The sequence below is a fragment of the Bacillus sp. UNC41MFS5 genome, assembly GCF_000686805.1.
The window spans coordinates 836,900-850,856 of record NZ_KK366017.1 but is presented as its reverse complement, the minus strand read 5'-3'; the positions used below and the strand labels follow the sequence as shown (position 1 = coordinate 850,856).

The 13,957-nt window shown below is 36.8% G+C and carries 12 protein-coding genes; 4 read left to right on the top strand and 8 right to left on the bottom strand.

From position 1 onward, the window contains the following. Positions 1-29: 29 nt before the first annotated feature. The gene (locus BR30_RS34095; protein ID WP_051633696.1) at positions 30-254 is read right to left on the bottom strand and encodes a helix-turn-helix domain-containing protein; all 225 of its coding nucleotides are present in this window, start codon (positions 252-254) and stop codon (positions 30-32) included. Between the two features lie 281 nt (positions 255-535). Between BR30_RS34095 and BR30_RS35365 the strand changes: the two genes are divergently transcribed. Beyond that, a complete protein-coding gene (locus tag BR30_RS35365; protein WP_231507757.1) occupies positions 536-886 on the top strand; it encodes a helix-turn-helix domain-containing protein in 351 nt (116 codons plus the stop codon). 207 nt (positions 887-1,093) lie between these two features. Here BR30_RS35365 and BR30_RS0120540 read toward each other — a convergent pair whose 3' ends face one another. The 7 genes from BR30_RS0120540 to BR30_RS0120510 form a co-directional block, all read right to left on the bottom strand. Beyond that, positions 1,094-1,879, bottom strand: a complete 786-nt coding sequence (locus BR30_RS0120540; protein ID WP_051633694.1) for an enoyl-CoA hydratase/isomerase family protein — start codon at positions 1,877-1,879, stop codon at positions 1,094-1,096. Between the two features lie 199 nt (positions 1,880-2,078). Beyond that, positions 2,079-3,068 carry an NADPH:quinone oxidoreductase family protein gene (locus tag BR30_RS0120535; RefSeq protein WP_035445759.1) on the bottom strand — a complete coding sequence of 330 codons (990 nt, stop codon included), beginning with the start codon at positions 3,066-3,068 and terminating at the stop codon, positions 2,079-2,081. A gap of 147 nt (positions 3,069-3,215) precedes the next feature. Next, a complete protein-coding gene (locus tag BR30_RS0120530) occupies positions 3,216-4,520 on the bottom strand; it encodes an acetyl-CoA hydrolase/transferase family protein (protein WP_026566642.1) in 1,305 nt (434 codons plus the stop codon). 108 nt (positions 4,521-4,628) lie between these two features. After that, positions 4,629-5,414: an enoyl-CoA hydratase-related protein gene (locus BR30_RS0120525; RefSeq protein WP_026566641.1), complete on the bottom strand. Its 786-nt coding sequence runs from the start codon at positions 5,412-5,414 to the stop codon at positions 4,629-4,631. Positions 5,415-5,426: 12 nt separating this feature from the next. Continuing rightward, the gene (locus BR30_RS0120520; protein ID WP_026566640.1) at positions 5,427-6,278 is read right to left on the bottom strand and encodes a 3-hydroxybutyryl-CoA dehydrogenase; all 852 of its coding nucleotides are present in this window, start codon (positions 6,276-6,278) and stop codon (positions 5,427-5,429) included. A gap of 437 nt (positions 6,279-6,715) precedes the next feature. Beyond that, the gene (locus tag BR30_RS0120515) at positions 6,716-7,492 is read right to left on the bottom strand and encodes a response regulator transcription factor (RefSeq protein WP_026566639.1); all 777 of its coding nucleotides are present in this window, start codon (positions 7,490-7,492) and stop codon (positions 6,716-6,718) included. 48 nt (positions 7,493-7,540) lie between these two features. Further along, positions 7,541-9,079: a class I adenylate-forming enzyme family protein gene (locus BR30_RS0120510; RefSeq protein ID WP_026566638.1), complete on the bottom strand. Its 1,539-nt coding sequence runs from the start codon at positions 9,077-9,079 to the stop codon at positions 7,541-7,543. Positions 9,080-10,232: 1,153 nt separating this feature from the next. Here BR30_RS0120510 and BR30_RS0120505 point away from each other — a divergent pair. From BR30_RS0120505 to BR30_RS0120495, 3 genes are all read left to right on the top strand, one after another. Beyond that, a complete protein-coding gene (locus tag BR30_RS0120505) occupies positions 10,233-11,714 on the top strand; it encodes a spore germination protein (RefSeq protein WP_026566637.1) in 1,482 nt (493 codons plus the stop codon). Between the two features lie 85 nt (positions 11,715-11,799). After that, positions 11,800-12,843 (top strand): GerAB/ArcD/ProY family transporter, encoded by a 1,044-nt coding sequence (locus BR30_RS0120500; protein ID WP_231507756.1) that lies wholly within the window; start codon positions 11,800-11,802, stop codon positions 12,841-12,843. Then, on the top strand, positions 12,840-13,931 hold the full coding sequence (locus BR30_RS0120495; RefSeq protein WP_026566635.1) for a Ger(x)C family spore germination protein: 1,092 nt from the start codon (positions 12,840-12,842) through the stop codon (positions 13,929-13,931). Before BR30_RS0120500 ends, BR30_RS0120495 begins: the two co-directional genes overlap by 4 nt. Positions 13,932-13,957: the final 26 nt, after the last annotated feature.

The following is a 13,957-nucleotide window of genomic DNA, read 5'->3' as shown; positions in this document are numbered from 1 at the left end:
TGTGCTTTCATGCTGAAGTTATTCTTTTCTTAATTGCAATCTACAATGCCGCCATTATTCCTAACATCCTTTACCCATTTATTTATATAGGCTTCAACTTCTTTACGATGAAATAACCATTTCTTCCCCATTCGTATAGCAGGAAAATTAGGATTATAAATAAATAATTTTTCTACAGTTGGTCTGCTTAAAGAAAGCATTTTACAAAGTTCTTTGGTGTCTATAAGCACCATTTGTTCCTCAATTTCTTCCACACATTTACGACTTCTTCTAAATATACTTTTTTCAATTCGTTTTCGTCTAAAGAAATATTAAGCATTTATTATTCCTTCTTGGTGTATTTTTTTAAACATTTTACTCCATTTTTTATAAACTCTAATTTATAAAAACATTATTTAAGTATAAACTACATTTTATACAAACGGTTGTTTATAATAATAAATTATTGTTTATAATGCATTTATAAGAGAGAGTGATTTTTAATGAAATTTGGAGAATATCTCAAAACACGAAAAGAGAAGAAAAAAACCTTTCAATGAATAAACTTGGGGAATTATCTGGTGTTTCTGCTATGTATATTTCACATCTTGAAAGCGGCAAACGAGATCGACCTTCACCAGAAATTATAGGAAGATTGGCAAAGGGTTTAGAAGAATCATATAAAAATTTAATGACTGCAGCAGGATATATTGACCCAATTGATTTTAATATTTTGGTAAACGAAAGAGAAGACAAAATATGGTCATTATCACAACAAAAACAAGAACAAATTTACCTTGATTATTTATTAGGTTCTAATCATCCAATATTTTTTCAAGACAAACTTTTGACAAAAGAAGGAAAAGCAAAAATAAAAAGCCTTATCCAAATCTTTTTAAGGGATTGAAAAGGGAAAAGGAAAGATGGCAAACTTTAGAAAGTTAGCAAGTGGAAGCATATTTTGCTATTCTTTCCGTCAAAATAAAAAAGGAAATCACCACCGGAACCAATTCTCCCAACTATAGACCCCGTTCAATAAGAAAAACCGATCAAATAATTTTGAAACATAAAAAAGAAGTAGCATAAATATTTGCCACTTCTCTCCTATTTGTTGTTATTTTAAATAATCAGGTTCACGTTTTTCTAGAAATGCAGAAATCCCTTCTTCTCCCTCGTTACTACATGCTCTTTCAGCAAGAAATAAAGACTCCATACTCATTTGGGACTCAAGTGTTTCTTGTATAGAATGATAAAATAATTTTTTGGTTGCTCCAAATGCGTTCATTGGTCCATTTGCTAGTGTCTCGGCTAAATCAAGGACACCAGCCATTAATTTATCATTAGGAACTACATGATTGACGATTCCCCACTCATTTGCCTCTTTCGCACCCAATAATCGATTTGTATACATTAACTCTAATGCTCGTTTCATCCCGACAATACGGGGTAAAAAATAACTACCTGATCCATCGGGTGTTAAACCTATTTTATTATAAGCCATTACAAATTTTGAATTTTCCGAAGCATAGACAAGATCACAAGCACATGCAAGACTCATTCCTGCACCAGCAGCTACTCCATTAACAGCTCCAATTAACGGTTTATTCATTCTTACTAAATATGAAATTGCTTGGTGTAAATAAGCAGTAACACTTTTGAGATGTAAGCTAATTTCATCACCTTCATTAGCAAAACTTTTTAAATCCCCACCAACTGAAAACTTATTTCCAGCTCCAGTAATAACCACTGCTCGTATTTTTTCGCTTTCCGAACAAAAGATAGCTACATCCATTAATTCCCTTGCCATTTGCAAATCCAATGCATTCCCTACTTCTGGACGGTTTAAAGTTATAATTCCAACATGATTTTCAATTGATAGATGTACACTGTTATTTTCCATTTGTTTTACCTCTTTTAAAGAAAACCATTAAGCCCTAACTCCCTTCTAAATCTGTTAGTCATCTATATTGACATCTGCTCTTATATAATCCCCAGTTGTTTTGTTTGCAAAGGTGTCAGTGGCGTTTAAAGGATTAGCAGAGTTATAAATAGGTAACATTGAAAAAGTGACGAGAATTAATTATCTGGTCACCTTTTTATCATAATTTTACAAGTGTTCTTCCTCGTGCTTGACCTTTAAGTAGAGTAGGTAGAACATCTGGAAGTTGGTGAAGTGTTACCTCTTGTTGAATGAATTCTTCTAGGTTTGATGGTTTGAAATCTGTAGCTAAACAATTCCATACTTTCAATCGTGTTTCCATCGGGCAATAGACAGAATCGATTCCTAGTAAGTTTACACCCCGTAAAATAAAGGGGAAGACGGTTGTCGGAAGCTTTGTTCCTGCTATTAACCCACTTACAGCGACTGAACCCCCATATTGTATTTGACTTAATAGAGATGCTAATGGTTCACCACCAACTGGATCGACGGCAGCTGTCCATTTTTGTTTGCCTAATGCTCTAACTTTCCCATCAAAGACCTCATCACGTGAAACAATTGAAGTCGCTCCAAGTTTTTTCAAATACTCTTGTTCAGATTCTTTACCTGTACTTGCTTCAACTTGATAACCGAGAGTTGAGAGAATAGAGACAGCAAAGCTACCAACGCCACCAGTGGCACCTGTGACAAGCACCATTCCATTTTCAGGAGAAACATTATTTTCTTTTAGTCGCTGGACGGATAATGCAGCAGTAAAACCAGCTGTTCCGATAATCATTGCTTCCTTTAACGTAAGACCTTTTGGAAGTGGAACAATCCACTTAGCCGGAATACGAGCATACTCACTATAACCTCCGAAATGGGAAACACCGATTTCATAGCTAGTAGCAATAACCTCGTCACCTTCTTGAAATCGAGGATCTTCAGATGAAACAACGACACCAGCTAAATCAATTCCAGGTACAAAAGGATAGGTCTTGACGATGTTACCATTAGGAATAGTAGCGAGACTATCTTTATAGTTCACACCAGAATAACGGACGGAAATCAATACTTCTCCCTCTGGTAGATCTTGAATCGTTAACTTTTGAAGTTCCACAGAAAATTGTTCTTCTTGTTTATTGACTATTAGTGCATCAAATGGGCGCATGATCGTTATTACTCCTTTCGATTATAAAAAAATCTCATAAAATGATTTATACAAAAAGGGAATCATTATCATAGAATGATTCCCTATAGGATTCAGTAGATGGAGCTTTACTCTTAAAGATCGGGTCTTCTTTTGCTGTAATATTGCTTATACCATATAGAAGTTTTTTTGTGGAAGGAATCCACGTTTGACAGCGTCGAAAGCGAGTTGTTCCCTGAATTTCGGATGGGCAATGTTGATCAGGGCTTCTGTGCGCTCCTGGACGGTTTTGCCTTTTAGTTCTGCTTTGCCATACTCAGTAACAATGATGTCGACGTCATTTTTGGATGTAGTCACAACAGCACCCTGTGGCAATGCGGGAACAATTTTTGAAATGGTATCATTTTTTGTCGTGGAATAGAGACAAATGATTCCCCGGCCATTTTCGGTAAGGCGAACACCTTTTGTGAAGTCTCCCTGGCCACCTGAAGAAGAATAGTATTTTCCGTTAATCGTTTCAGAGTTGCACTGACCAAGGAAATCTACCTCAACTGTGGTATTGACAGATACAAGGTTGTCCAGTTGAGCAATATTGCGGACATCGTTGCAGACATCGCATGTAAGCATGAGGATATCCTGATTATTGTCCATGAAATCGTACAATTTCTTAGAACCGAGGGCGAATGTAGCCGTTGTTTTCCCTTTGAAAATCTTTTTATTCGCATTTGTAATGACGCCTTTTTCATATAAGTCTACGACTTTGTCAGGGAGCATTTCTGTATACACCCCAAGGTCACGGTGGTCTTTCAAATACTCCATAACCGCGTTAGGCATCGAACCAAAACCGATTTGGATCGTGTCACCGTTGTTAATTAATTCTGCGATTGTCTGACCAATCTTCATGTCTTTTTCGGTTAGTTTTGGATCAGGAAGGGATGGCAGATCGAAATCATTTTCGATTAATGCCGTTACCTGGCTGATATGAATCCGGTTATGCTCCCCGAATGTCCGCGGCATATTTTTATTAACTTCAACAATGATGGACTTTGCATCTGCTAGTAATGGTCCAACATAGCTGACGCCTGTTCCGAGTGAAAAATATCCTTCTTCATCCATCGGGGAAACAACTGCCATAATTACACCGTTGGATGTTTGACGCTTCAATAATGAAGGAATGTCGGAAAAGTGGTTGGGAAGCAAATCGATTGTTCCCTCGCTGAAGCCTTTCCGGTCAAGGCCACTTAGGAAAATGGAAACTTGCTTGATTCTTTCCGGTTCTATATCAAGAACTGGTAAGGCAGGGAGCATACGGAAAAGCCTGTTCCCTGAAAGTCTTCCGTTGGACGGAAGGGCTTCCAACAAGGCGGGTGGTTCACCAGTAATCGGAAATATGATTCCATCCCCAGGCTCAACAAAATGCACAGCTTCTTCTGCAGTAAAACGCTTAGCTTTATAAACTTCTTGGTAACTCATTTCTTTTTCCTCCTTTTTTATATTTAAAAAGTAATAAAATCTGTGAATCTATAAGTCTTGCAATCTACCAATAGTCTTTCACAGACAATACTGCCAACCCTACTATTCCTACTCCCCTTTAAAAGTAACCTGCCGTTTTTCCAAAAATGCCGTCATTCCTTCTTTTTGATCTTTAGTGGAGAAAAGCGAACCGAATAATTCAGATTCAAGGGATACGGCCCGTTCAATGTCAAGGTTTGCTCCCTCATTAACAGCTTTTTTGGTAAAGCAAACTCCGAGTGGTGAATTGGCAGCAATTTTTTGCGCCATTTTTATTGCTTCAGAAAGAACTTCAGACGAATCGACAATACGGTTAACAAGACCAATTTCATAAGCCCGTTCGGCGTTGATCATTTCACCAGTAAACAAGATTTCTTTCGCAATTCCAAAACCTGTGAGACGAGCAAGCCGTTGGGAACCGCCGAATCCTGGCATGATGCCAAGGGTAATTTCAGGCTGACCAAATTTTACTTTGTGGCCGGCAATCCGAATGTCACATGCCATGGCCAATTCACAGCCGCCCCCGAGAGCATAACCATTTACAGCCGCAATGACTGGCATTTTTAAATTCTCTAATTTAGAAAATGCCTTATTTCCAAAGGACGAAAATTCACGGGCTTCTAAGACATTTTTATTTTGCATTTCCGAAATGTCTGCGCCGGCAACAAATGCTTTTTCTCCGGCTCCAGTCAAGACGACTGCGCGGATTGATGAATCTGCATCGATGATGTCAACAACTTCCGATATTTCTCTTAGTACATCTGTGTTTAAAGCGTTTAAAAACTTAGGCCTATTGATGGTGATCACAGCAATATTTTCATCAATGGTAAAAAGAATCGTTTTAAATTCCTTCATTTTTAGTCTCCTTTATTCATAGACATAGAATCCGCGTCCGGATTTAACGCCGAGCCATCCTGCTTCCACATACTTTCTAAGAAGCGGGCACGGGCGGTATTTTGGATCCCCGAATCCTTCAAACAGCACTTCCATGATTGCAAGGCAAGTGTCCAATCCAATATAATCAGCAAGAGTAATCGGTCCCATCGGGTGATTGGCACCGAGCTTCATTACTTCATCAATGCCTTCCGGGGTGGATATCCCTTCATAAACAGCATAGATTGCCTCGTTAATCATCGGAACAAGAATCCGGTTTACAGCAAACCCCGGAAAGTCTTTGATGGAAACAGGCACCTTTTTCATGCTTTTAGCCAGGTCTTGAATGATTGAAAATGTTACTTCAGATGTAGCCAACCCGCTGATTACTTCCACCAGTTTCATTATCGGAACGGGGTTAAAGAAGTGCATCCCGATGACATTTTCAGGCCTTTTTGTAACCTTGGCAATTTCTGTAATCGGCAGAGATGATGTATTGGTGGCGAGGATTACATTTTCCGGTGCAATTTCATCCAGCTTACGGAAAATCTCCAGCTTAATCTCCTTGTTTTCTGTTGCTGCTTCAATCACCAATTGGACATCTTTTGCGTCCTCCAGATTGGTCGAAGCCTGGATTCTGGAAAGAAGCTTCGCTTTTTCTTCTTCCGTTTTACGTCCCCTTTGTATATCACGGTTCAGCTGCTTCGTGATTTTATCAAATCCTCTTTGGACAAATTCTTCTTTTATATCATTCAAGACAACCTGGTAACCTGTTTCTGCCAAAACCTGTGCTATTCCGCTTCCCATTTGCCCAGAACCAACTACCATGACTTTCTGAATTTCCATTTATAAACTCCCCCAGTACTTTTACTTAAGAATGCGCATTTCTATTCCTTCTGGAATATAAGGAAATAATATGTAATCGGTTACAAATAAATTATAATGAAATATTAAATTTCCTTGTTTTAAAATTATCTTCTCTTCATTTTAATTTTTTTGCTTTTTTGTTATTGGCTTATTCGGGTAAACATTTGCCGATTTTTCAAATATGCCAAAAACTAATCTCCTGCTAAAGAAGATATATAAATGACGCAATTTTCTTATTTCCTCTAAATCGATTTCCTGTTAATCGACCCCCCTTAAATTCAGAGCCATTTAGTTGCATGAATTCTTTTATAAATAATAATAGTCTGAAAAATAATATGTTTTAAAATTATCTTCTTTTCAATTTCATTTTTATGCTCGTTTCCAGAATCTTCATCGTCAAAAAAAGACCGTCCATTCTACGGATCGGTCTCTGAAAAAGTACACATATTCCTGTATTCTTTTGGAGTTTGCCCTTCCTTACGTTTAAAACTTGTTGCAAAATAGGCCGCGCTTGCAAACCCTGTGAGGTTTGCTATGGTCTCAATTGGCATCGATGTAATCTTTAGAAGAAGTTTTGACTTCTCCAGACGGTAATCGGTTAAAAATTCAACAAAAGTGACTCCTGTTTCTTCTTTGAATAAACGGCTGAAATGCGATGGACTGAGGTAGACCAAATCGGCTGCTTCCTTAAGAAGAATAGGCTTATGATAATTCAGGTGGATAAATTTAATTGCCGTTTTAATTGGGTTTCCCAGGTCAGTTTCCAATTCTCCTGCATCATGCTCCTTCTTAGTTTCCAAATAAGGCAGTGAATCATGGACCAATCGGGAAGTATAAAGGCGGTCAAGGGTCTGCAGCAATTCCCCGTTCGCAATTGGCTTCAGCAAGTAGGCTGAAAAACCTGTATTCATGCAGGACTGGACGGTTTTGAACATTTGCAGGTGCGTTACAACAATAACATGGAGGTTTGGATGGATTTCCTTAGCCTTTTTTCCGAACTCGATTCCATCCATATCAGGAAGTGACAATTCCATCAATAGAAAAGCTGGACGCTTTTCCTTAATCAGCTCTAACCCCTTATTTGCCATTTCTTCCTTCCAAATGGTCGAGTCCATAAATTGGCTGTTTTCTATGATGGATTGGACAGCCTCCCATGTTTCCCTATCATCATCCACAATTAAGATTCCGTTCAAGAAAGCACCTTCCTTTTCTTTAAAAATTTTGTCAACAAAGCAAAATTTTTAAAAAACTACTTCAACATAATTCCCTTCCTTTAGTTCGCGCCGCAAAATTTTTCCCGCTGAATTTTTAGGGACTTCCTTAATGAATATATAATTTCGCGGCCTTTTGTAATTCGGCAGCCGTTTATGCATTTTGCAAAAATAGTCTAGCGCCTGAGGGGTCAATTCTTTGTCATCTGAAACGATAAAAGCTGTAACAATTTGTCCCAACCGTTCATCATCCTCACCAACAACCACAGCCTCCCTTACACTATGGTGTTCAGTCAGAACTTTCTCGATTTCCTGCGGGTGAATGTTTTCCCCACTGGAAATGATCATGTCATCAACCCGTCCCACGACATGAAGATCCCCTTCCTCATCTATAAACCCGACATCACCGGTAAAGTACCAGCCATCCTTTATTGCTTTTCTTGTTGCGTCAGGCCTGTTCCAATATCCTTTAAAAGCCTCCGGTGAACTTATATCAACAAGGATTTCACCTATTTCACCCTTCTCCGTTAACCAGACAAGCTTTTTTTTCCATTTTCTGTTCGGATTTACCAGCCTAATCCGTTCATGGATCCCTGCTTTCCCAGCGCAGCCTGGTTTCTTTCTAACATCTGGAAATGTGCTGAAAGTATATATTTCTGTGCTCCCGTATTGGTTAACAAAGACGTCCGGATCCATAAGTTCCCCACATTTTTGAATCAGGTGGCTTGGCATCGGGCCACCGGAGTATACAATCGTGTGGATTGTGGAAAAATCAACTGCTTTTGCATATGGGTGAGTGACAATATCATGATACATAGTCGGAGTCAGGAAAAGGCAGCTAATCTTCTCTTCTGGAATCATTTTTAGTGCTTTATATGCATCAAAATCTGGAAATGGAATATAAACACCATTGACGAACGTCATTGCCAAAAGGGAGCGAAGCCCAATGGTATGGGACAAAGTTGGAATTCCAAGGGTCCTTTCAAACGGCTGATAACTGCACTGGATAATATGGGCTATTGTTGAAGCATACTCATTCTTGTGGGAACGTGGTACTCCTTTTGGCTTGCCGGAAGTACCAGATGTATACAAAATAACAGCCAGGTCGTCATCAAGTGCAGGATAAGTCTCTACCTCCACGATACCTTTTTTTAACAGCTCCCCGTAACTCAAGTCGCCCAATGTGTCTTCCAGTCCGATAAATAACGGACGCTCAACATACTTTTGGTTTCTTATAAGGTGTTTGCTTGCGTCTTCAAACACAATGAATTTGGTTTCAAGGTCATTTACACAATAAAGTATTTCTTCTGTTGATGAACGGAGATTAATTGGTGTGAAGACCGCTCCTAATTTTTGTACAGCCCAAAAGACAACCGCGGTTTCAATTCTATTTTTCAAAAGGACCATGACGCGGTCCCCATTCTTTAATCCAAGCCTGTGGAAAGATGAAGCAACTCGGTTCACTTCTTCTGAAAGCTGGGAATATGTGGTTTTCCTATTTCCATGAACCATGGCTGGATAGCCTGGATAACGAGCGGCAGAAAACGAGAATAGTTGGTATAAATTCAAAGCTATCAGGTCCTTTCATTAATTTTCTACAGGAACAAGTATTTTTTATTTCAGAAATGAGCTCAGTTCAACATAAAAAAATTCTTTTTTTATTTTACTAATAATAATTAATTTAAAGATTTACGTATTCTTTTTGAAATAAATTGATTGTCTCCCACTATATCACACATCTATTTATTTCGATTTAACTTTAAACTATTATAATATCTAATATCAATATTATAAATATTCGAAATAAAAAGCCCACTTAAATGAATTAAGTGAGCTAAGATTGAAAAAAGTAGGTGAAATCAATATTTAATCCTAGTCTTCAACAAGTCTTTCGAAAAAGATTATGAAAACTGGAATGGAGATCCACTATTCAAGTAAAATTCAAAGTGATAATTGATATTTATCCCAAAACACCTTAAGGATCATGCCCAATTTTTGGCGGGACTGCGTGGGAATCGAACCCACCAGACCTGGCACGCAGGTCTCAAGTAGTTTTGAAGTTAGAGGGAAGATATCTTTTTTGATTCCATTTAGTTTTATGTAATGATTTAAAGTCTTGATCTAATGCACTTTTTAAAATGTCATAAATCATTTAGTTTAATCTATTTAAATATAAAAACATCTAGTCTGTGACCAAGTTGTGACCAAAAGTGCGATCAGTTTTCATCGTATAATGTTAAGATATAGAAAAAATAATGAAAAGTCCGTCTAGGACGGACTTTTTTCTTTCACTATATTTGATTGCCATTCATGACCTTTTTCAGATTTCCGCCATACCATTTTATCTAATCCTGCTGCAAAGCCCCCAGGTGTAAAATCTCCAATCTTTGTCGGATGCGATTTACTAGCTATTACTGGATTTAACGTTGCTAAATAATTATCCTGACCAACTTTTTGATTTCACATATGGGACATCCATTTCATTCTTTATGATCTTTTTTACTGCTTAACGCCCGAAATAGCACTGGGCGTTTTTTTTGTTTTTTAGTTCAATATTTATTAAATGTAGTGAAAAAAACTATACTGAAAAAATTTATTTAGTTTCCCCTACCTTATTTTATTAGGATAAAATAATCTTTTCTTTTTCATACTAAAAGGAAGAATTACCATTACACTTTTTCTAAAGTGAACAAATGGCAGCTTATATCAATGAGGGATGTTTATGTTTTGGAAAAAGGGTAAAAGAATTGCTAATGATAGTAGTGACACACAACAACCTGTGCAAAGGAAGATATCACTAGACTCTCTAAAACAGGCTTTAGACAATATGGACGATGTAGAGATAATCGAACGCACTACACTTAACGATCAAAAAGTTGTCTTTATCTATTTAAGAACCTTAATTGACCAGGATCGTTTGAATGAATCGATAATAAAACCTGTTATCCAATGTCCACATGCCATGATTTACGAAAGCATTGCCACACCTAAAGTAATGAAGATCCAATTACTTGAAGAGGCACAGAAATTACTCCTCACCGGTGCTGTACTTCTGAATGATTGTATCCAAGAACAATGGTTGGTCATTCCTCTTCCTAACGAATTAAGTAGGGGGATTGAAACCTCTGAAACAGAAACAATTTTATACGGTGCAAAAGATAGTTTCACTGAACAATTAGAACCAAATATCACCCTCATTCGCAGAAGACTTCCTATTACTGAATTAAAAACAGAGAAATATAAAGTAGGTTCATTAAGTGAAACAACGGTTGTCCTAATGTACATAGACGGGTTAACCAATCCTGAATATATATCAATAGCAAGAAAGAAAATCTCTGAAATTAACTTTGATTTATTTTTCGATTCATCCCAGGTAGCGGCATTTATGGAGGAACATCATCACAGTATTTTTCCACAATTCCAACAAACTGACCGCCCAGATGTTTGTGCTTATTCCTTAGGGCTCGGTAAATTAACTATCTTGGTAGAGAACACACCGTTTGTATTAATTGCACCAATCACCTTTTTTCACCTTTTCCAATCACCTGAGGATTATATTAATCGTTGGCCGGTTGCAAGTTTTTTAAGACTTATTCGATATTTAAGCTTTTTTCTGTCCGTCACACTGATACCATTTTATGTTGCACTAACAACCCACAATTATCAAATGATTCCCTTACAAGTACTATTTGTTATAGTGGAATCTAGAAGTAAACTACCTTTTACACCATTTTGGGAAGCAATAGTGATGTTAACTATTCTTGAAATCATAAAAGAAGCGAGTTTACGGATGCCGACCAAATCAAGTCAAACCTTAGGGGTGATTGGTGGTATAGTAATCGGTCAAGCAGCGGTTCAAGCGGGTTTTGCGAGCAAAGTATTAATTGTATTAGTTTGTATTTCAACCATCTCCTCATTTTTAGTACCAAACTATTTGATGACGAAGGCAAATACACTCATTCAATTTGGTTTTCTTCTCCTTTCATCCTTTTTTGGTGTTTTTGGCATTGCCATGGGAGCAATTGCCATTTTGGCACATCTAAATGGTCTTACTTCCTTAAAACAACCCTATTTTTCACCAATCGCTCCATTTTACTGGAAGGACTGGATCGATCTCTTTATTAGAGGGCCTTTAGTAAACATGAAATCCCGTCCGGATCATTTACACCCTTTACAGAAATGGAGATACAAACGAAGGATGTGATTCAAAGTTGACCACATTTTCCTTATTTGATAAATCATCTAAATTTGACGGAATCTATGCCTTTTTCATCGTCAACCGTTTCCAAATGCTTTACCTATTTTTATTAATGCCTACCTACTTATTACACCCGTTTATGATTTGGGGCATTGTTGCAATGGCAATCTTTTCCCAACTCAATATAAGGCTGTTATGCAAATGGCTAGAATCAAATTATGCTAAAAAGGGATATCAAGGTTTTGTAGAGCTTTTTGGTGTTCGAATGGTAAGGCTTTTGACTTTTATAGGCCTTATATTGATACTAATCAAAATAACGGTGATCACACTCGGATACTTAGAAGTCATTCATGATTTTATTTTCCCATCAATGAATTCAAATTGGATTATTTTTTTCATTCTTCTTACGAGCTCCTATGTTGCTTCACTAGGAATGAAAAATACCATACGGTTTGTGGTAATTGTTTTTTTATGTGTTTTTTGGATAATTTTTTTATATTTTCCCTTTTTTATTCCACCAATCGCTGCATTACATGATTTGTATCCCTTGATACCAACAAATTGGACAACTGATTCATGGAAAGGATTGTTACTCATTTGGTCTTCATATTCAGGACCAGAGTATTTAATCTGTTTAATTCCTTGGATCAAACCACAACAAAAAATGAGTAAATATTTAACCTATGCGAATGCTCTTTCTACTTCAGAGTATTTGCTATTGTTTATTGCGAGTTTATTCTTTTTCGGTTCAAATTATTTAAGTAAAAGTAAATACCCTATTATTCATATGATTCGATACTTACAATCTCCCATGTTTGAACGACTGGATATTATCCTGATTTCTCTACATATGTTTTTATTGGTGTTTGCTTTATCAATTTTCTTGTTATGTATATATGGGGCTACAAGAATCATCCTAAAAAAAACAAGTACTCAACCTTCACGTATGGGTTTTGCTGTCACTTGTATTATGTTATTTCTCTGCTTTGTAATTGTGAATAATTGGATTTGGTCTATTGAAACCGAACAGAATATTCTCCTGAATATTCAAATTTGGTTAAGTGGAATAACTTACTTTATCGTCCCCACATTCTTGCTCCTATTGACAAAGCTAAAAGGGCGTGTAAAAGCATGAGACGAAAGAAAATGCTTTTAGTTTGGGGAATCTTTGTTTCATTAGTCATGATTCCAGGATGTGCCCCATTTGTTGAGAACAATACAATTGAAGATATTGCCCCTGTCACTTTTTGGTCAATTAGTAAAGGCGAAAAAGGAAAAATAAAAATGAGTACATTAGTCCCTCCATTAGTAAATGAGCCAAAAAGCTTATTAACACTAGATGTTGATCTCCTTAAACAGGGAGGAAAAGACTTTAATTTAAGATATTATCGTGAATTGAAGGTTGGACAACTCCGTTTGTTTTTAATTCATGAGGAATTAGCGAAACAAGGGATTATTCAGTTGATTAACACGCTATTGACAGACTATGATATTTCGCAACGAATGTATTTAGTCATCGTTAAAGGTAATTTTGACGAATATATTAACAGACAAGCAAAGAAGCAAGAAAACCTTGATTATTACCTGTATCGGATGCTAAGACACTATGAGAGGAAAAAACAAGGTGAAATGACCATTGTCAATTTGCATGAATATAAAAATAAGCTGTTTTCACCATTTTCAGATCCCGTTCTTCCTGTTTTCAAAGTAGCGAAAGATAACTTTACTTACGAGGGGACTGCTTTTTTTAGCAATGATAAATTAATAGAAATGGTCACAAATACCGAAGATCAAATATTTCAACTTCTTGACAATGATCACTATTTGAAGTTTTTCCCAATAACCAAATTAGATGTGGTTATTGGACATCTACGTTCAAGAGTAAATGTGGATTTGGATAAAAATCTTTCCCTAGTTTCAATAAACGTGAAACTAAATGGAAGAATTGAGGAATATCAAGGTAATAAAAATATCCTCAACGGAAATGAACTGATGCAGCTTCATAAGGAAATTGAAACTGAATTAGAAATGAAAACTACGGGCCTCATAAAAAAAATGCAAGAGCTGAAGGTGGATCCTCTTCAAATCGGGACACACACCCTTAGCCCCTTTTCCAAACCCATCAGCGAAAAGGTATGGTTAGCCGCTTGGGGAAAAATGAAAATAAAAGTTAATTATCAGCTTTATTTTGAGGCATTACAAAATACTAAAAATAATTATTAAATTATCATGAAAAGAGGTTGACCCCC

Bases quoted from the DNA above. Each gene is read 5' to 3' on its own strand.
- BR30_RS35365 (WP_231507757.1), top strand. From the start codon at position 536: ATGAATAAACTTGGGGAATTATCTGGTGTTTCTGCTATGTATATTTCA.
- BR30_RS0120540 (WP_051633694.1), bottom strand. From the start codon at position 1,879: ATGGAAAATAACAGTGTACATCTATCAATTGAAAATCATGTTGGAATT.
- BR30_RS0120535 (WP_035445759.1), bottom strand. From the start codon at position 3,068: ATGCGCCCATTTGATGCACTAATAGTCAATAAACAAGAAGAACAATTT.
- BR30_RS0120530 (WP_026566642.1), bottom strand. From the start codon at position 4,520: ATGAGTTACCAAGAAGTTTATAAAGCTAAGCGTTTTACTGCAGAAGAA.
- BR30_RS0120525 (WP_026566641.1), bottom strand. From the start codon at position 5,414: ATGAAGGAATTTAAAACGATTCTTTTTACCATTGATGAAAATATTGCT.
- BR30_RS0120520 (WP_026566640.1), bottom strand. From the start codon at position 6,278: ATGGAAATTCAGAAAGTCATGGTAGTTGGTTCTGGGCAAATGGGAAGC.
- BR30_RS0120505 (WP_026566637.1), top strand. From the start codon at position 10,233: ATGTTTTGGAAAAAGGGTAAAAGAATTGCTAATGATAGTAGTGACACA.
- BR30_RS0120500 (WP_231507756.1), top strand. From the start codon at position 11,800: ATGCTTTACCTATTTTTATTAATGCCTACCTACTTATTACACCCGTTT.
- BR30_RS0120495 (WP_026566635.1), top strand. From the start codon at position 12,840: ATGAGACGAAAGAAAATGCTTTTAGTTTGGGGAATCTTTGTTTCATTA.